Source organism: Streptomyces sp. NPDC051322 (assembly GCF_040689485.1).
In the GTDB taxonomy this organism is placed as follows: domain Bacteria; phylum Actinomycetota; class Actinomycetes; order Streptomycetales; family Streptomycetaceae; genus Streptomyces.
On record NZ_JBFBAK010000009.1, the window covers coordinates 14,892 to 31,758 of the forward strand.

Below are 16,867 nucleotides of genomic sequence, written 5' to 3' on the forward strand. Positions count from 1 at the left end.
CGGGGGTCGGTCCCCCCGGAAGGCTGGGTTGCGGATGCGGTGGACGCACGCGTCCCCTGGGGACGTTGGTGCATCGCGGACGGGGCCCCACACTAACGGCTGGCTATGGCAGCGGTCCGCCGCCCGTCGGGTGGGGACGGGCGGCGGACCGGATGTTCCGCATGTTCGGTGCGACGTACGTCGGCCGTCCCGGACGGACTCGCGGTCGCGTTCGTGGTCGCGTTCCGGGTACCGGGTTTCCGGTACCGGGTCAGACGGCGGCCTTCTTCAGGCGCCGGCGCTCGCGCTCGGAGAGGCCTCCCCAGATGCCGAACCGCTCGTCGTTGGCGAGGGCGTACTCGAGGCATTCGGAGCGGACCTCGCAGGCCAGACAGACCTTCTTGGCCTCGCGGGTGGAACCGCCCTTCTCGGGAAAGAAGGACTCGGGATCCGTCTGCGCACACAGTGCGCGCTCCTGCCAGCCGAATTCCTCGTCCGCGTCCTCGACCAGCAGTTGCTGGAACAGCTCGGTCATGTGCGCCCCTTGTCCGTCTTTGCGTCCCCGTGTTGCTGTCGCTACCGATTTCGGCCGAACGACACGAGTGAAATTACAAGCGTGTGATGCGAGCCAGTCAAGCCGAGATCTGCTATTGGGTCCCTTATTCACTCTGCAGAACCAAGGCTGGGCAGAAAGTGTTCAAATCACTAAAAACCTGACACACGCCACTGGCTCACCCGCACGCCTTCCCACTCATCGGGAGAAGACGCCACAGAGGTCGATCTTGTTGCGCCCCGTCCGGGGAAGCGACCCGGATCACAGTCCGATCACGGGAGTGCCGCAGCGTTTACGACGGGACTTGGTGCGCCACATCTCCACCTGCCCTTCCGGACAAACCTTTCTCCGGAAGGAGTAACCGGATGTGGTGAAACATTGCGGCCGAATCGTCCATTGAGTTGACAACCGGACCTCGAGCCGTTCTCCTTGACCTCATGCCAGCGACCGCAGCGTTCTCCGCAACCCACGTGCGTGGGTTCCGCAGCGCTGTCCAGGCGCGCTGTTGCTGTTCCAGCTGTTGAAGCCACTGACTGCCCCCAGCCACTGAAGCTCCAGCGCCCTTCCCGCAGCACCGTCTGCACGCTCTGTGACGGCCCGGCCTGCGACCCCAGCGCATTGACCGCCGAGGAACCCCCGCACCATGAACAGCAACAGCCTCACCACCGGCGACCGCACCCCGGTCGGCCCTCGCCCCGTGCCCACGGAGAGCGACCTGCAGATCGCCGGCGACATCCTCTCCGTCCAGCATCTGCTCCGGCCCGCGCCCGAACACCCGGCCACCGTGGCCGAGTTCGCCGGGCTCGCCCGCTCCATCGCCGCCGACCGCTCCCAGTGGGAGCACCTCGTCGAGTACGACGCGACATCCCGCTGGTATCACCGGCTGCGCAGCGTCCCCCAGGCCCCCGGCTCCCCTCGGGCCGACCGCACCCCGCTCGGTTACGAGGTCTGGCTGCTCAGCTGGGTCCCCGGTCAGGGCAGCGGACTGCACGATCACGGCCGCTCCTCCGGCGTGCTCACCGTCCTCGACGGCCGGCTGACCGAGCACAGCGCACGCGGCTCCCGCACGCTGAGCGGGGGCACACAGAGGGTTTTCGCCCCGGGCTACGCCCACGAAGTCGTCAACGAATCGCTGGAGCCGGCGGTCAGTCTGCACGTCTACTTCCCGGGCCTGACCGAGATGCCGATGCACAACGCCCGGTGCACCCCGGCTTCCCTCATGGACTCGGGCGTGGCCTGACAGCCCACCCGTCGCCCGACCACCACCCCTCAAGGAATCAGGCTTCGCCTGACACACTGTCTGCATGCGCATTGTGGTTCTGGCCGGCGGTATCGGTGGTGCTCGGTTTCTGCGTGGCCTCAAGCAGGCCGCGCCCGACGCGGACATCACCGTCATCGGTAACACCGGTGACGACATCCATCTGTTCGGGCTGAAGGTCTGCCCCGACCTCGACACGGTGATGTACACCCTCGGCGGTGGCATCAACGAGGAGCAGGGCTGGGGACGTACCGACGAGTCCTTCGCCATGAAGGAGGAACTCGCCGCCTACGGAGTCGGACCCGAGTGGTTCGGCCTCGGTGACCGCGATTTCGCGACGCACATCGTGCGCACCCAGATGCTGAGTGCCGGCTACCCGCTCAGCGCGGTGACCGAGGCACTGTGCGAGCGCTGGCAGCCCGGCGTCCGGCTCATCCCCATGTCGGACGACCGCGTCGAGACCCATGTCGCGGTCGACGTGGACGGCGAGCGCAAGGCGGTGCACTTCCAGGAGTACTGGGTGCGGCTGCGCGCCTCGGTCGAGGCGCATGCCGTGGTCCCGGTCGGCGCCGACCAGGCCAAGCCGGCGCCCGGGGTGCTCGAGGCCATCGCATCCGCCGACGTCGTGCTCTTCCCGCCGTCCAACCCGGTCGTGTCGGTCGGCACCATCCTCGCGGTGCCCGGCATCCGTGAGGCGATCGCCGATGCGGGCGTGCCCGTCGTCGGGCTCTCGCCGATCGTCGGGGGCGCACCCGTGCGCGGGATGGCCGACAAGGTACTCGCGGCGGTCGGCGTCGAGTCCACCGCAGCCGCGGTCGCCGAGCACTACGGCTCGGGCCTGCTGGACGGCTGGCTCGTCGACACCGTCGACGCATCCGCCGCCGGCCGGGTCGAGGAAGCGGGGATCCGGTGCCGGGCCGTACCGCTGATGATGTCCGACCTGGAGGCCACGGCGGCGATGGCCCGCGAGGCGCTCGCGCTGGCGGAAGAGGTACGGGTGTGACCTCCTACCGCGTCTGGGCCCTGCCGGGGCTCCCCGAGGTGCAGCCGGGTGACGACCTCGCCAAGCTGATCGCCGGCACGTCACCCGGACTCGTCGACGGCGATGTCGTACTCGTCACCTCGAAGATCGTCTCGAAGGCCGAGGGCCGGATCGTCAGCGCGACGGACCGCGAGGAGGCCATCGACGCCGAGACGGTACGCGTGGTGGCCCGCCGCGGCACCCTCCGCATCGTCGAGAACCGGCAGGGCCTGGTGATGGCCGCCGCCGGCGTCGACGCGTCGAACACCCCTGCCGGCACCGTACTGCTGCTGCCCGAGGACTCCGACCGCTCGGCGCGGGCGATCCGCGAGGGGCTGCGGGACACCCTGGGCGTGGACGTGGGCGTCGTCGTCACGGACACCTTCGGGCGGCCGTGGCGCAACGGACTCACCGATGTGGCGATCGGGGCCGCCGGGGTGCGGGTGCTCGACGACCTGCGCGGCGGCACGGATGCGCACGGCAATCCGCTCAGCGCCACGGTCGTCGCCACCGCCGATGAGCTCGCCGCGGCGGGCGACCTGGTGAAGGGCAAGGCGGAGGGCCTTCCGGTCGCGGTGGTCCGCGGTCTCCCCCACGTCGTCGCTCCCACGGACGAGGGCGCCGCCGCGATGGTCCGGGTCGCCGCCGACGACATGTTCCGGCTCGGTACCTCGGAGGCGGTACGTGAGGCGGTCACCCAGCGACGCACGGTCCGTGATTTCACCGACGAACCGGTGGACCCCGGTGCGGTACGCCGCGCGGTCGCCGCGGCCGTCACCGCTCCCGCGCCGCACCACACCACCCCGTGGCGCTTCGTCCTGCTGGAGTCCGCCGAGGCCCGCACCCGGTTGCTCGACGCGATGCGGGACGCCTGGATCGCGGATCTGCGGAGCGACGGCAAGTCGGAGGAGTCGATCGCCAAGCGGGTGCGCCGCGGCGATGTGCTGCGGCGGGCGCCGTACCTGGTGGTGCCGTGCATGGTGATGGACGGCTCCCACACCTACGGGCACGCCCGGCGCGATGCGGCGGAGCGCGAGATGTTCGTCGTCGCGACGGGAGCGGGTGTGCAGAACTTCCTGGTGGCGCTCGCCGGTGAGCGGCTGGGGTCGGCGTGGGTGTCCTCGACGATGTTCTGCCGGGACGTCGTACGGGATGTGCTGTCGTTGCCGGCCGAGTGGGAGCCGATGGGGGCGGTGTCGGTGGGCCACCCGGCCGCCGCGGCTCCTGCCCGGGGGGCGCGGGACGCGGAGGCGTTTGTCGTGGTGCGGTGATGGGTGCGGGCCCGCGTTGATGCGGTGCATCCACTTATGGCCGGCGGCATCCAGCCTCTCCGGCGCTTGAGGAGCGGGGCCTGGGGCGGAGCCCCGGGAGTCACAGCCGCGCGATGTCCACCCGTGGCATCTTGGGCACGCGCCGCCCCGGCACCCGCCCCGTCAGCAGAATGAACCGCACGGCCCGATGCCGCTGCCCGGACTCGGCGTACGGCTCCAGCAGCTCCAGCATCCCCGCGTCGTCCACACCCCGGCGGCCCGTGAGCGCGTAACCGACGATGCCGGGGAGATGCAGGTCGCCGACGGTCACCGCGTCGGGTGCGCCGATGGATCGCTGGAGGGTTTCCGCGGAGGTCCAGGGGCCGATGCCGGGAATGAGTTCCAGGCGGCGGGCCGCCTCGGCCAGCGGCATCGCGGCGGCTTCCTCCAGGCGGCGGGCGACCCGTACCGCTCGCAGGACGGTCGATGCGCGCTTGTTGTCGACGCCCGCGCGGTGCCACTCCCAGGACGGGATGAGCGACCAGGTCCGCGGGTCCGGCATGACGTGCATGTGCTCGGGTGCGGGGCCGGGCGCCGGGGTGCCGAATGTCCGGACCAGGAGGCGCCAGGCCCGGTACGCCTCGTTCACCGTGACCTTCTGCTCGAGGATCGACGGGATCAGCGATTCCAGTACCAGACCGGTGCGGCAGAGCCGGAGATCCGGGTGCCGGCGGTGTACGTCGGCGAGCAGCCTGTGCCGCGGCACGAACTCGGCGTGGTCGTCCAAGTCCCCCAGAAGGGCGGGGAGTTGTTCGAGCAGCCAGTCCGCACCGGGGCCCCAGGCCTCCGCCCCGTCGTCCGCGACCCGCAGCGTGCCGGGGCCCTCGGGGGTAAGGCTGGCACGCCAGACGGCACCGTCCGGGGTCATCCGGAAGGTGGGGTCCCCCTGGCCACGACGGAGCACCCCGAGGACCAGTGCGAGGTCGGCGGGGCCGCGCCTCGCGATGAAACGTCCTGCCACCCGGTAGAGGCTACTGGTCCGACGAGAAACGCACGCACGCGTCCGGCAGGACCGCCTCGCACCAGATCCGGACCCCCGCGCGCAGCTCGTTGTCGGCGCCCACCCGCGCGCCGTCCCCGATGACCGCACCGGACAGCACCGTACGGGCCCCGATCCGCGCCCCGGCGCCGATCAGCGAGTCGGCCACCACCGCGCCGGCCTCGACGACCGCGCCGTCCAGCACCGTGCTGCCGTCGATCCGGGCGCCCGGGCCGATCACCGCGCCGGCGCCGATCACGGTGCCGCCGGTGAGTTTGGCGTCGACGGCGACCGACGCGGTGTCCAGCACCAGCCGGTCACCGCAGCGGCCCGCCACCGCGGGGGACGGCGCCCGGCCCAGTACCAGGTCGGCGGAGCCCCGGACGAAGGCCTGCGGGGTGCCGAGGTCGAGCCAGTACGTCGAGTCGACCATGCCCTGGAGGTGGGCGCCGGTGAGCAGCAGATCGGGGAACGTCTCGCGTTCCACCGAGACCGGTCGGCCGGTGGGGATGGTGTCGATGACCGAGCGCCGGAACACATAGGCGCCGGCGTTGATCTGGTCGGTGACGATCTCCTCCGGGGTCTGCGGCTTCTCCAGGAAGGCCGTCACCCGGCCGGTGCTGTCGGTCGGCACCAGGCCGAAAGCGCGGGGATCCTCGACCCGGGTGAGATGGAGCGAGACGTCGGCGCCGGATGTCTCGTGGGTGGCGACCAGGGCGCCGATGTCCAGGCCGGTGAGTATGTCCCCGTTGAAGATCAGCACCGGCTCGTCAGGGCCGGAGTGCAGCCGCGAGGCGACATTGCGGATGGCCCCGCCGGTGCCCAGGGGTTCGTCCTCGGTGACGTACTCCAGGTGCAGGCCCAGTGAGGACCCGTCACCGAAGTACGGCTCGAAGACCTCCGCGAGATACGAGGTGGCCAGCACGATGTGGTCGATTCCGGCGGCGCGGGCCCGCGCCAACTGATGGGTGAGGAAGGGGACTCCCGCCGCCGGAACCATCGGTTTGGGGGTGTTGACCGTGAGCGGGCGCAGCCGCGTGCCCTTGCCGCCGACCAGGAGTATCGCTTCTGTCACCTTGACGTCTCTGCTTCCTGCTGGGGTCGGCCGTTCACGGGCTGGCCAGTGTATGCAGAGGGGACAGGGCCGTTGCGGGCAGAGGTGCGGATCGCGGTCGTGGTCAGCGGCCCTGTGCTCGGGCGGCCGCGGTGCGGATCTCGCCGAGTTCGCTGTAGAGACGCGCTCCCGGGCATTCGGTCGCGAACCCGTCGCGGTGTCCGGAGATCACGTTGAGGCCGACCTTGCTGCCCTTCGCGTAGCGGTTGCCGCCGCCCGAGGTCAGGGTGGTCCTGCCGTCCGGGTTGGCGCCCGTCAGTCCGAGCTTCCAGGCGGTGAGCTTGGCCAGAGCGTCCGTCACGGCCTTGGGCGGGTCGGCGGTGGAGAAGGTGCCGAGGACCGCGATGCCGGTGGTGTCGGTGTTGAAGCCGAGCGTGTGGGCACCCATCACCGGCTTGGCCACCCCGCCCGCGCGGCCTTCGTAGATGTTGCCGCACTTGTCGATCGCGAAGTTGTAGCCGATGTCCCGCCAGCCGTTGCTCTTCACGTGGTAGCGGTAGATACCCCGCAGAAGTGAGGGTGCCTGCTCGCAGGTGTAGTTGTTGCCGGTCGCGGTGTGGTGGATGAAGGCGGCCTTGACCGTGTTGGTGTAGAGGAAGCCGTCTTCTCTGATGCTCTCGTCGGCGCCCCAGCCCTTTCGGGTGATGATGCCGGGGCGGGGTCCGATGAACGAGGCCTTGAAGCCGGTGGTGTGTGAGGTGCCCATGGTGCCCGGGGCGGGGGTGGTCTTCGTGGCGTCGTTCAGCGCCTTCTCGGTGGCCTCCTTGCTGAGCGCCGGGATCCTGTTCGCGCCGAGCGGCGCGAGCCCGGCGTTCGCCTCGGAGCTCGCGCGGGCCGCGCTGCCGGCCGCCGGGACATCGGCGGCGCTCTCCGGTGCGGGGTCGGGCCCGGGATCGACGAGGTCCAGGTGCAGCCCGCGCGGAAGCGGGGCCACCGCGGCCCGTGCGGACGTCGGCTTGTGCTGCTGGACCCGTAGCTGCACACCGTTGGAAGGGCCCACCCACAGCGGGGGGGTGGAGCCGTGCACGGTGGGGGCGTCGGCCTCCGCGGTGCCGGGGTCGGCCGCGTGGTCGTCGTTGTGCATCTCGATGTTCTGCCAGCCGGTCCAGGTGCTGGAGCCCACCGGCCGGGTCCTAACCTGGGCGGTGCCGTCGAGCGCGGCCTTCGGGTCGTCCCAGACCACGCCGACCAGCGAGAACGGTTTGACGGACCGTGCAGGGAGCCCGACGGTGGGCGTCGGCGAACGATCGGACGAGGCGAGGGGGGTGAGTCGCAGCGACTGCGTGGAGCCGGGGACCCCGGCTGCGGACACCCTGGCGGCCGATGTCGCAGCGCCGGCCGGTGCGGCGATCGGCAGGGCCAGCGCGGCGGACGCCACGGTGATCGAGACGGACAGGACAGCAGAGGACATAAGTGGACGCATACCAGCAATCCTTGTCATAGTCAGATAAATCTGTCCATCCACGAACTGACGACCCATCGGCCGTTCCGGCGAGCGATCCGCCCGCAAGGCACTCCCCGGCCTGCCTCGCCGCGTACCCTTGCGCAGATGACTTCCAGCGACCGCACCCCCGCCGACCTGCTGCGATCCGCACTCGCCGCAGACCCGGCCCGCCCCCTGGTCACCTTCTACGACGACGCCACCGGCGAGCGCGTCGAACTGTCCGTCGCGACCTTCGCCAATTGGGTGGCCAAGACCTCGAATCTGCTCCAGGGCGAGCTCGCCGCCGGGCCGGGCGACCGGCTCGCGCTACTGCTCCCGGCGCACTGGCAGAGCGCCGTCTGGCTGCTCGCCTGTTCGTCCGTGGGTGTGGTCGCGGAGGTCGGCGGCGATCCGGCGCAGGCCGATGTGGTGGTGAGCGGCCCCGACACGCTGGACCGGGCGCGGGCCTGCGGCGGGGAGCGGGTCGCGTTGGCGCTGCGCCCGCTGGGCGGCCGCTTCCCGCAGACGCCGGCCGGGTTCGCCGATTACGCGGTGGAGGTGCCCGCCCAGGGCGACCGCTTCGCTCCATACGCCCCGGTGGACCCGGACGCAGCCGCGCTCACGGTCGGCGGACTCCGGCTGTCCGGCGCCGAACTGGTCGGGCGGGCCCGCGAAGACGCGGCCGCGCTCGGACTCACCCCGGGCGCGCGGCTCCTGTCGGGCCGTCCGTACGACAGCTGGGACGGCCTGTCCGCCGGGCTCTTCGCTCCGCTGGCGGCGGGCGCCTCCGTGGTGCTCTGCCGCAACCTGGCGGAGCTCGCGCCGGACGGCCTGGCGAAGCGCGCCGAGAGCGAGCGGGTCACGCACTCCGTGGCGTAGCCACAACGGGAAACCCGGCGGTGGAAACGCCACTCGTCCGGCCCAAGCGTGCCGAGTCCTCAAGGAGACACACACTCACAGGTACATGATCGGGAGAGAGCACAACCAAGCGCGGGGTTCAGTCGTCTATCCGTTCGACCGGCGGCCCAGCGCTTCGCCTACTCCGTGAATGGACGCAGACGTGACGGACAGTGCCGACAAGCCCGACGACGAGCGGCAGACGGATGCGCCGGAAGCAGACCCGGCGGCACCCGGCGTGCCCCCCGTCGGACGGAAGCGGCACTGGCTGCGCTGGACCGCGCTCGGCGTCTCGGTCGTGGTCCTCGCCACCGCGGGCACCGGCTGGTGGTTCTACCACAAGCTCGACCGCAACATCAGGACGGACAATGCCGCGACGGCGGAGCTGCGGGCCTACGAGAAGGAGCGCCCGACGCCGGTCGCCGCCGGCGCGGAGAACATTCTGCTGATCGGCTCCGACTCGCGTTCGGGCGACAACAAGAAGTACGGCAGGGATTCGGGGACGCAGCGCTCCGACACCACGATCGTGCTGCACCTGTCGGCGGACAAGCAGAACGCGGCGGCTGTCTCGATCCCCCGCGACCTGATGACCACCGTCCCCAGCTGCGCCAAGCCGGACGGGACCCGCACCAAACAGCAATTCGCGCAGTTCAACTGGGCGTTCGAGTTCGGTGGCACGGCGTGCACCGTGCGCACGGTCGAGAAGATGACGGGCATCCGCATAGACCACTACATGGTGATCGACTTCGAGGGGTTCAAGGGCATGGTGGACGCCGTCGACGGGGTCCAGGTCTGTCTCAAGAAGCCGGTCGACGACAAGGACGCGCACCTGAAGCTCCCGGCCGGCCGCCAGACGCTGAACGGTGAGCAGGCCCTGGGTTACGTCCGCGCCAGGCACTCCATCGGCAACGGCAGCGACACCGAACGCATGGACCGCCAGCAGCAGTTCCTCGGGTCGCTGGTGAAGAAGGTGCAGAGCAACGGTGTGCTGCTCAATCCGACCCGGCTCTACCCGGTGCTCGACGCGGCGACCAAGTCGCTCACCACGGACCCGGGACTGGACACGCTCAAGGACCTGTACGACCTGACGCGACGGATTCGTGACATCCCGACGCAGAACGTCAAATTCCTGACCGTGCCGCGGGAGCCGTACACCTACGACCCGAACCGGGACCAGCTCAAGCAGCCGGCCGCGAAGAAGCTTTTCCAGCTACTGCGCGACGACACTCCGATAGTGATCAGTCACGGCCGTGCCAACGCCTCCGCGAGCACCTCGCCGGACAGCGGGGCGGAAGGAAAGGAGAAGAAGACAGCCAGCCCCCAGCCCACTTTCAAGGGCACCGACGCCGCAGCGGGGGCCTGCGGGTAAAACAATTCTCAAGGGGGGATCTGTGACGCATGTGGATTGGGTGGTATGCCCAGTTGTAAGGGACGGGGAATGTGTCCCGCACGTCGCTCGAGGTCGAAGTGGGCAGATAGTGTGACGCGATCCGGTGCATCCGGCCAAGTGGTCGCGCACTGCAGGAACGCAGGAACGAATGACCGAGCGCCCGGGGGGGAGGGCGCCTCGCGTGGCACCGACGGAGGACACAGGCAACCGTGGACGCGCATAGCCGTGGGCGGGCGGACGATATCGATCCCGCAGACCAATGGGTGCTCAACCCGAATACCGGCAATTACGAACTGCGACTGAACCCTTCCGGTCAGCAATCGGGAGGCGCGGGGAACCGGGATTCCGGGTCGGCTTCCGCATCCACCCCTCGCAGAGACACGCCACCCCGGCAGGCCGGCCGCCAGTCGCGCCGGACAGCGCCGCAGCAGCCCTCGCGCCGTGATGTGCCGGCGCAGCGCAGCCGGCGGGCCGGTACCGGCCAGGAGGCTCTGCACGGCCCGCCGCAGCCCGGCCGCCGCAAGCGCAAGCCGCAGAAGTCGCGGAAGCAGAAGGCGCTGATCTGGACCGGCGGGGTGATGGCCTTCGTCCTCGTCAGCGGCTCGGTCGGGGCGTATCTCCTCTACGAGCACTTCCAGGGCAACATCAAGACCGTCGACGTGGTCGGCGGCACCAACGGCTCGACCGCCAACCAGGCCGTCAACATCCTGCTGATCGGTACGGACAAGCGCACCGGCAAGGGCAACGAGGGCTACGGGGACAAGGGCAGCGTCGGTCACGCCGACACCAACATCCTGTTCCACGTCTCCAAGGACCGCACCAACGCCACCGCGCTGTCCATCCCGCGTGACCTGATCACCGACATCCCGGACTGCCAGACGAAGCAGCCCGACGGCAGCATCAGGACCATCCCGGGCACCCAGCAGGTCCGCTTCAACACCAGCCTCGGCCAGGACGGCCGGGACCCCGGCTGCACCATGGCGACGGTGAAGAAAATAACCGGTCTCACCGTCGATCACTTCATGATGGCCGACTTCAACGCCATCAAGACGCTGAGCACGGCGGTGGGCGGAGTCGAGGTCTGCGTGGCCCACCCCGTCGACGACAAGGAATCGCACCTCAAACTGCCCGCGGGCAAGTCCGTGGTGAAGGGTGAGCAGGCGCTCGCGTTCGTACGGACCCGGCACAGCTTCGGCAACCAGGGTGACCTCGACCGCATCAAGGTGCAGCAGCAGTTCCTCTCCTCGCTGATCCGGAAGATGACGTCGAGCGACATGCTCACCAGCCCCACCAAGCTGTACAAGCTGGCGGACGCGGCGACCAAGGCGCTCACCGTCGACAAACAGATAGGCAGCATCAGCAAGCTCAAGGCACTGGCGCTGGACCTCAAGAAGGTCAATCCGAAGAACGTCACGTTCGCGACGCTGCCGGTCCTCGACAACCCGGCGGAGAAGGTCCACGCGACGGTGGTCATCAACCCCACCCTGGCCGACCCGCTGTTCTCGATGATGCATGACGACGTCTCGCTCACCGAGGTCAAACAGAAGGCGAGCGCGGCCAAGAGCAAGCAGGAGGCACTCCTCAAGGGCACCCAGGCCGCGGCGTCCGACGTCCGGGTCAAGGTGCTCAACGGCGGCGCCGTCGCGGGCTCCGCGCAGACCACACTGAACTGGCTGCAGAACACCGAGGGCGTACTCAAGTCCGAAAACGGCGGGAACTACAAACCGGATCTCAAGAAGACCATCCTGAAGTACGCGCCGAACCAGGCCGACCAGGCCCGCAAGCTCGCCGACATGATGGGGCTGCCCGCGACGGCGATGAAGCCGGGCACCAAGGACGCGGTCGGTCTCACTCCGATGACTCTCATCCTGGGAGCCGACTTCCAGGCAGCGGGAACACCGATCGCCGCTCCGACGAAGGCGCCGAAGGACATCCCGCAAACACATGCCGACAAATCCGTGTGCGCCAAGTGACGCCAAGTCACCGGGGCATGGAGATACCTGAATAGCAGGGGGGACCGGTGGCACAGAGCAGCGCACGGAGGGAGGGGACGCGACCAAGCGTTCCGGACACCGCCCGGCCCGGCGGCCTGCCCGGGCAACGCGGCGCCGCCGGGCCCGGACCGCGCACGGGGGGCGGCGGGGGTCGTCGGCACGGCGGAGGCCGTCGGCGCGGCAAACGCGGGAAACGCCGAATACTTCGCTGGGTGGCGGCCGTCGTGTCCCTGGTGATCATCGGCACCGCAGGCGCCGGTTATCTCTACTACCGCCATCTCAACGGCAATCTGCAGAAGGACGCGCTCAACCTCGGGGACCACCAGGTCCCCAAGACGAAGGCGAACGCGGCGGGTCAGACGCCGCTCAACATCCTGCTCATCGGCTCGGACGCGCGGGACTCCAAGGAGAACCAGGAGCTCGGCGGCGCCAAGAACACTTTCGGCGCCGCCCCGCTGGCGGATGTGCAGATGCTGCTGCACGTTTCGGCCGACCGCAGCAACATGTCGGTGGTGAGCCTGCCGCGCGACACCGTGCTGAAGATTCCCAAGTGCACCGATCCGCAGGGCAAGACCTACCCCGCGACCGGGTGGACGCTGGCCAACGAGTCCCTCGGCCGCGGTGGCCCCGGCTGCACCGTCGCCACCTGGGAACAGCTCACCGGCATCCACATCGACCACTTCATGAAGATCGATTTCTCCGGGGTAGTCTCCATGGCGGACGCCATCGGCGGGGTGCCGGTCTGTGTGGACGCCAACGTGTACTCGCACACCCACGACGGTCACGGCTCGGGACTGAAGCTGAAGCGCGGCACCACGTCGGTCAAGGGCCAGCAGGCGCTGCAGTGGCTGCGGACCCGGTACGGATTCTGGCCCGACACCGACGTCGTACGCACCAGGGCCCAGCACCAGTACATGAACTCGATGGTCCGGCAGTTGCGCAAGGGCGCCAAGCTCACCGATCCCGGTAAGCTGATGGACCTGGCCGATGCGGCCACCAAGGCGGTCACCGTCGACACCGGTATCGGCACCCCCAAGAAGCTCTACGATCTGGCCGGCGAGTTGCAGAAGGTCCCCACGTCCCGGATCACCATGACCACCATGCCGAATGTGAACTCCACCCGGCCCGGGTTCAGTCAGAAGGTCGATCCCAAGGCGGGCGACGCGGACAAGCTGTTCGCGATGGTCCGCGACGACACACCGCTGGACGGCAAGGCGTCGAAGAAGAAGACCCCGAAGCTCTCGGACGATCCGGCGGCCGCCAAGGACGAGATCGGCATCACCGTGCGGAACGGCACCGGCGGGGACGGGGCAATGCCGACCAGCCACCGTGCGACGGACGTCGCCACCCTGCTCCGCGGCCAGGGCTTCACCCGGGCCGCCTCCGACACCCGGCAGGACCCGCAGAAGACGACCGAGATCCTCTTCCCCGGCGCCGACCTCGAGGGTGACGCCCAGTCCGTGGCTCAGGCCATCGGGGTGCCGCTGAGCTCGGTGAAGAAATCCACCGACGTATCCGGGGTCACCGTCGTGGTGGGCAGCGACTGGCGCACCGACACGATCTACAAGTCCGCCGCCGACGACGACGGCAAGACCCCGGATACGGCCGACGTGATCCATGGGGACGACAAGACCCAGTGCATGCACGTAGACCCGGCGTACACCTGGTGACGTGATCGTCAGGCCGTCGCCCGCACCGCCGGGCGGCGGCTGGCGATGACCTTCCGGGCAAGTGCCTTGGGGCTGGTCAGGAAGCCGAAGCCCCAGCACATGTGCATGGTGGCCAGGGCCACCGGGATCTGCGCCCGCGCCTTCAGCGACAGGCCCTTGCCGGCCGGCAGCGATCCCGCCACGATGGCCGCGACGTAGCCGGCCGGCACCAGGAACGCCCACGGCGTGACGGCCGCGCCGACCACGACGCCCGCGGCGATCGCGCAGACCGCGGCCGGCGGCGCGAGGTAACGGAGGTTGATCGAACCCTCGTGGTAGCGGGCGACGACATGACGCCAGCGGCCGTAGTCCTTGTACTGCTTGGCGAGTGCCCGGACGGACGGCCGGGGCCGGTACTGGACGCGCAGCTCGGGCGAGAACCAGATCAGGCCGCCCGCGTCACGGATCCGGAAGTTCAGCTCCCAGTCCTGGGCGCGGATGAACTCCTCGTTGTAGCCGCCCTGCTGCTCCAGCGCCTCCCGCCGGAATACGCCCAGGTACACGGTCTCGGCCGGACCCGCCTGCCCACCGGTGTGGAACGCGGCGTTGCCGACGCCGACCTTGGAGGTCATCGCCGCGGCGACCGCTTCCTCCCAGGCGTTCTCACCCTCGGCGTGCATGATGCCGCCGACGTTCATCGCGCCGGTCTCCGCCAGCAGCCGGACCGCGGTGGCGATGTAGTTCGGCGACAGCATGCCGTGACCGTCGACCCGCACCACCACGGGGTGCCGGGACGCCTTGATCGCGGCGTTCAGCGCGGCCGGGGTGCGGCCGGTGGGGTTGGCGACGGTGTGCACCCGGGGGTCTTCACGCACCAGCTCGGCGGCGATCTCCTCGGTGCGGTCCGACGACGGGCCGATGGCGATCACCACCTCCATCTCGCCGTCGTACTCCTGCTCCAGGATGTGGCGGACCGAGTTGCGCAGATGCCGCTCCTCGTTGAGGACCGGCATGATCACAGAAACAGCGGGCGTGGCGTTCATAGGGAGGTCACGTTACCGCGAACGAGGGACACCGGGCGCGGCGCCCGGGTCGCTTCCCCGGGACGTTGATCACAGCGGCCTACGGTGCTCGCGTCCCCTGCCCGACTTCCGCGGAGGTGCCCCCATGTCCCCCGTGCCCCCACCCCGCCGCAGCAGGCGGAAAGCACGGCCCCGCTGGGGCACGCGGATGGCCACCGCGATGTCCGTCCTGGTGCTGGGTGCCGGCGGCGTCGGCCACGCGGTGGTCAGCCAGCTCGACGACATCGGCCGGGTCGATCCCTTCCACGACATGAAGAACCGCCCGGCCGGCGGCCGCGGCATGAACGTGCTGCTCGTCGGCACCGACGGCCGGGACGAGATCACGCCGGCCGAGAAGGCGAAGTACCACCTCGGCGGCGCCCCCTGTCACTGCACCGACACGATCATGATCGTGCACGTCTCCGCCGACCGGTCACGGGTGAGCGTGGTGAGCCTGCCGCGGGACAGTTACGCCGTGGTGCCCGCCCGGACCGACCCGGCCACCGGGAAGGAACGCGCCGCCCACCCGATCAAGCTCAACGCGGCCTATGCGGAGGGCGGCCCCGGGCTCACTGTGCGGACCGTGGAGCAGCTGACCCATGTGAAGATCGACCACTATCTGGAGGTCGACTTCACCAGTTTCATGAAGACGGTGGATGTGCTCGGCGGGGTCGACGTCTGCACCACCCACCCGCTGAAGGACTCGTACACCGGCCTCGACCTGCCGGTCGGCACCACCAGGCTCGACGGCGGCGAGGCCCTGCAGTACGTACGCTCCCGGCACCTCGACGCCGCGTCCGACCTCGCCAGAATGCAGCGCCAGCAGCGCTTCCTCGCATCGCTGATCGCCAGGGCGACCAGCAGCGGCGTGCTGCTGAACCCGGTCAAGTTCCGCGAGGTGGCGTCCACGATCTTCGACTCGGTCCGTGCGGACAAGAGCTTCGGCACCGACGAGATGCTCGCACTGGGCCAGGCCATGCGCGGTTTCACCCCGGCATCGTCCGAGTTCTCGTCGGTGCCGGTCGGCAAGGCGAGCTTCCCGGTCAAGGGTCTCGGCTCCACCGTGAAATGGGACACCCCGAAGGCCGAGAAGCTCTTCGCGGCGCTGCGCGAGGACCGGCCGATCGCGGCTCCGCTGCCGAAGCAGCGGCAGGCCGCCCGGGTCGACGTGCCACCGGACCAGATCCTGGTGCAGGTGACCAACGGAACCACGAAGGACGGCCTGGCCACCCGCGCCGTCCAGGAGCTGCACGACACCGGTTTCCTCGCCTCGGTCGCCCCCATCGCCCCGGCCCCCGCCTCCCCGACCACCGTCACCACGAGCCCGGCCCACACGACCGCCGCCACCACGAGCGCGGCCGCTGAGCAGCAGGTTCCGCACACCGTCATCGAGTACGATCCGCGCTGGGACCGCTCGGTGAAGTCGGTGGCCGCGGCGCTGCCGGGCGCCGAACTACGGGCGGTGAACGGCATCGGCGGGACGATCAAGGTGACTATCGGGTCGGACTTCGACTCGGTGACCCAGGTCCGGGCGGACGAGCCGGCGCCGGACAAGTTCGACGCGGTGAAGGGCGACGAGGTGGTCTGCCACTAGGTCCGGTCCGGCGTGGGTGCGGTAGCCGGCTCGCGGGTCAGTCGTCGATCCCGTCGGCGACCCGCTGCTCACGGAGTTCCTTGATCGCGCGCCGCCTGGCGAGCCGGTGCGTACGCCGGATCTGGGCCTCCTGGTAGCGGCGCTTGTCCCGCTCGGTCTCCGGGAGCACCGGCGGTACCACCCGAGGCTTGCCGTCCGCGTCGACCGCGGCGAAGACCAGGTAGGCGCTGCCGACCTGCTGCGCCGGCGACGATTCGTTCCACCGCTCGGCCAGGACCCGGACCCCGACCTCCATCGATGACCGGCCCGTCCAGTTCACCTGGGCCTTCACGTGCACCAGGTCACCGACGCGCACCGGCTCCAGGAAGACCATCTCGTCCATCGAGGCGGTGACCGCGGGCCCGCCGGAGTGCCGGCCTGCCACGGCACCGGCCGCGTCGTCCACCAGTTTCATGATGACGCCTCCGTGCACCGTACCGAGGAGGTTGGTGTCCGTGCCCGTCATGATGTGGCTCAAGGTGGTACGGGAGGCCGAGGTGGGCTTGCCCGGAAGATCTGTCATACGTGCAGCTTATGCGGGTCCCGCCACCGCCATTTTGCATCAGCTTCGCAACAGCCCTGCCCCGATCCCTCACCCGCCCTGTG

Annotated in this window: 14 protein-coding genes; 8 read left to right on the plus strand and 6 right to left on the minus strand. The window is 69.8% G+C overall.

The annotated features are described in order from the left end of the window. Positions 1–250 precede the first annotated feature (250 nt). Positions 251–514 carry a WhiB family transcriptional regulator gene (locus AB0436_RS21190; RefSeq protein WP_164266780.1) on the minus strand — a complete coding sequence of 88 codons (264 nt, stop codon included), beginning with the start codon at positions 512–514 and terminating at the stop codon, positions 251–253. 715 nt (positions 515–1,229) lie between these two features. On the opposite strand from AB0436_RS21190, the gene AB0436_RS21195 reads away from it, so the two are divergent. The 3 genes from AB0436_RS21195 to AB0436_RS21205 all read left to right on the plus strand — a co-directional run bounded on the left by AB0436_RS21195 (position 1,230) and on the right by AB0436_RS21205 (position 4,082). Next, the gene (locus AB0436_RS21195; protein WP_366469745.1) at positions 1,230–1,772 is read left to right on the plus strand and encodes a cysteine dioxygenase family protein; all 543 of its coding nucleotides are present in this window, start codon (positions 1,230–1,232) and stop codon (positions 1,770–1,772) included. A gap of 64 nt (positions 1,773–1,836) precedes the next feature. Next, on the plus strand, positions 1,837–2,793 hold the full coding sequence (cofD, locus tag AB0436_RS21200) for a 2-phospho-L-lactate transferase (RefSeq protein WP_366469458.1): 957 nt from the start codon (positions 1,837–1,839) through the stop codon (positions 2,791–2,793). Further along, positions 2,790–4,082, plus strand: coding sequence for a coenzyme F420-0:L-glutamate ligase (locus AB0436_RS21205; RefSeq protein WP_366469459.1), 1,293 nt, complete (start codon positions 2,790–2,792; stop codon positions 4,080–4,082). Before cofD ends, AB0436_RS21205 begins: the two co-directional genes overlap by 4 nt. A gap of 100 nt (positions 4,083–4,182) precedes the next feature. On the opposite strand, the gene AB0436_RS21210 is transcribed toward AB0436_RS21205, so the two are convergent. The 3 genes from AB0436_RS21210 to AB0436_RS21220 form a co-directional block, all read right to left on the minus strand. Then, on the minus strand, positions 4,183–5,082 hold the full coding sequence (locus AB0436_RS21210; protein WP_366469460.1) for a DNA-3-methyladenine glycosylase 2 family protein: 900 nt from the start codon (positions 5,080–5,082) through the stop codon (positions 4,183–4,185). A 10-nt stretch (positions 5,083–5,092) separates the two neighbouring features. Then, the gene (locus AB0436_RS21215; protein WP_366469461.1) at positions 5,093–6,175 is read right to left on the minus strand and encodes an NDP-sugar synthase; all 1,083 of its coding nucleotides are present in this window, start codon (positions 6,173–6,175) and stop codon (positions 5,093–5,095) included. A gap of 103 nt (positions 6,176–6,278) precedes the next feature. Continuing rightward, positions 6,279–7,637, minus strand: a complete 1,359-nt coding sequence (locus tag AB0436_RS21220) for a peptidoglycan recognition protein (protein ID WP_366469462.1) — start codon at positions 7,635–7,637, stop codon at positions 6,279–6,281. Between the two features lie 126 nt (positions 7,638–7,763). On the opposite strand from AB0436_RS21220, the gene AB0436_RS21225 reads away from it, so the two are divergent. The 4 genes from AB0436_RS21225 to AB0436_RS21240 all read left to right on the plus strand — a co-directional run bounded on the left by AB0436_RS21225 (position 7,764) and on the right by AB0436_RS21240 (position 13,588). Further along, a complete protein-coding gene (locus tag AB0436_RS21225) occupies positions 7,764–8,516 on the plus strand; it encodes a TIGR03089 family protein (protein WP_366469463.1) in 753 nt (250 codons plus the stop codon). Positions 8,517–8,697: 181 nt separating this feature from the next. Further along, entirely contained in the window at positions 8,698–9,903 is a 1,206-nt protein-coding gene (locus tag AB0436_RS21230; RefSeq protein WP_366469464.1) for an LCP family protein, read from the plus strand. A gap of 230 nt (positions 9,904–10,133) precedes the next feature. Continuing rightward, positions 10,134–11,897, plus strand: coding sequence for an LCP family protein (locus AB0436_RS21235; protein ID WP_366469465.1), 1,764 nt, complete (start codon positions 10,134–10,136; stop codon positions 11,895–11,897). 47 nt (positions 11,898–11,944) lie between these two features. After that, entirely contained in the window at positions 11,945–13,588 is a 1,644-nt protein-coding gene (locus AB0436_RS21240) for an LCP family protein (RefSeq protein WP_366469466.1), read from the plus strand. Positions 13,589–13,596: 8 nt separating this feature from the next. On the opposite strand, the gene AB0436_RS21245 is transcribed toward AB0436_RS21240, so the two are convergent. Continuing rightward, on the minus strand, positions 13,597–14,610 hold the full coding sequence (locus tag AB0436_RS21245) for a glycosyltransferase family 2 protein (protein WP_366469467.1): 1,014 nt from the start codon (positions 14,608–14,610) through the stop codon (positions 13,597–13,599). Between the two features lie 124 nt (positions 14,611–14,734). Here AB0436_RS21245 and AB0436_RS21250 point away from each other — a divergent pair, with 124 nt between their 5' ends. Continuing rightward, complete coding sequence (locus AB0436_RS21250) at positions 14,735–16,222, plus strand: LCP family protein (RefSeq protein ID WP_366469468.1); 1,488 nt, start codon at positions 14,735–14,737, stop codon at positions 16,220–16,222. A 37-nt stretch (positions 16,223–16,259) separates the two neighbouring features. Here AB0436_RS21250 and AB0436_RS21255 read toward each other — a convergent pair whose 3' ends face one another. Continuing rightward, positions 16,260–16,784, minus strand: a complete 525-nt coding sequence (locus AB0436_RS21255) for an acyl-CoA thioesterase (RefSeq protein ID WP_366469469.1) — start codon at positions 16,782–16,784, stop codon at positions 16,260–16,262. Between the last annotated feature and the right edge of the window lie 83 nt (positions 16,785–16,867).

Excerpts from the sequence above, each read along its gene's own strand:
- AB0436_RS21245 (WP_366469467.1), bottom strand. The coding sequence starts at position 14,610 with ATGAACGCCACGCCCGCTGTTTCTGTGATCATGCCGGTCCTCAACGAG.
- AB0436_RS21225 (WP_366469463.1), top strand. The coding sequence starts at position 7,764 with ATGACTTCCAGCGACCGCACCCCCGCCGACCTGCTGCGATCCGCACTC.
- AB0436_RS21250 (WP_366469468.1), top strand. The coding sequence starts at position 14,735 with ATGTCCCCCGTGCCCCCACCCCGCCGCAGCAGGCGGAAAGCACGGCCC.
- AB0436_RS21220 (WP_366469462.1), bottom strand. The coding sequence starts at position 7,637 with ATGCGTCCACTTATGTCCTCTGCTGTCCTGTCCGTCTCGATCACCGTG.
- AB0436_RS21190 (WP_164266780.1), bottom strand. The coding sequence starts at position 514 with ATGACCGAGCTGTTCCAGCAACTGCTGGTCGAGGACGCGGACGAGGAA.
- AB0436_RS21255 (WP_366469469.1), bottom strand. The coding sequence starts at position 16,784 with ATGACAGATCTTCCGGGCAAGCCCACCTCGGCCTCCCGTACCACCTTG.
- cofD (WP_366469458.1), top strand. The coding sequence starts at position 1,837 with ATGCGCATTGTGGTTCTGGCCGGCGGTATCGGTGGTGCTCGGTTTCTG.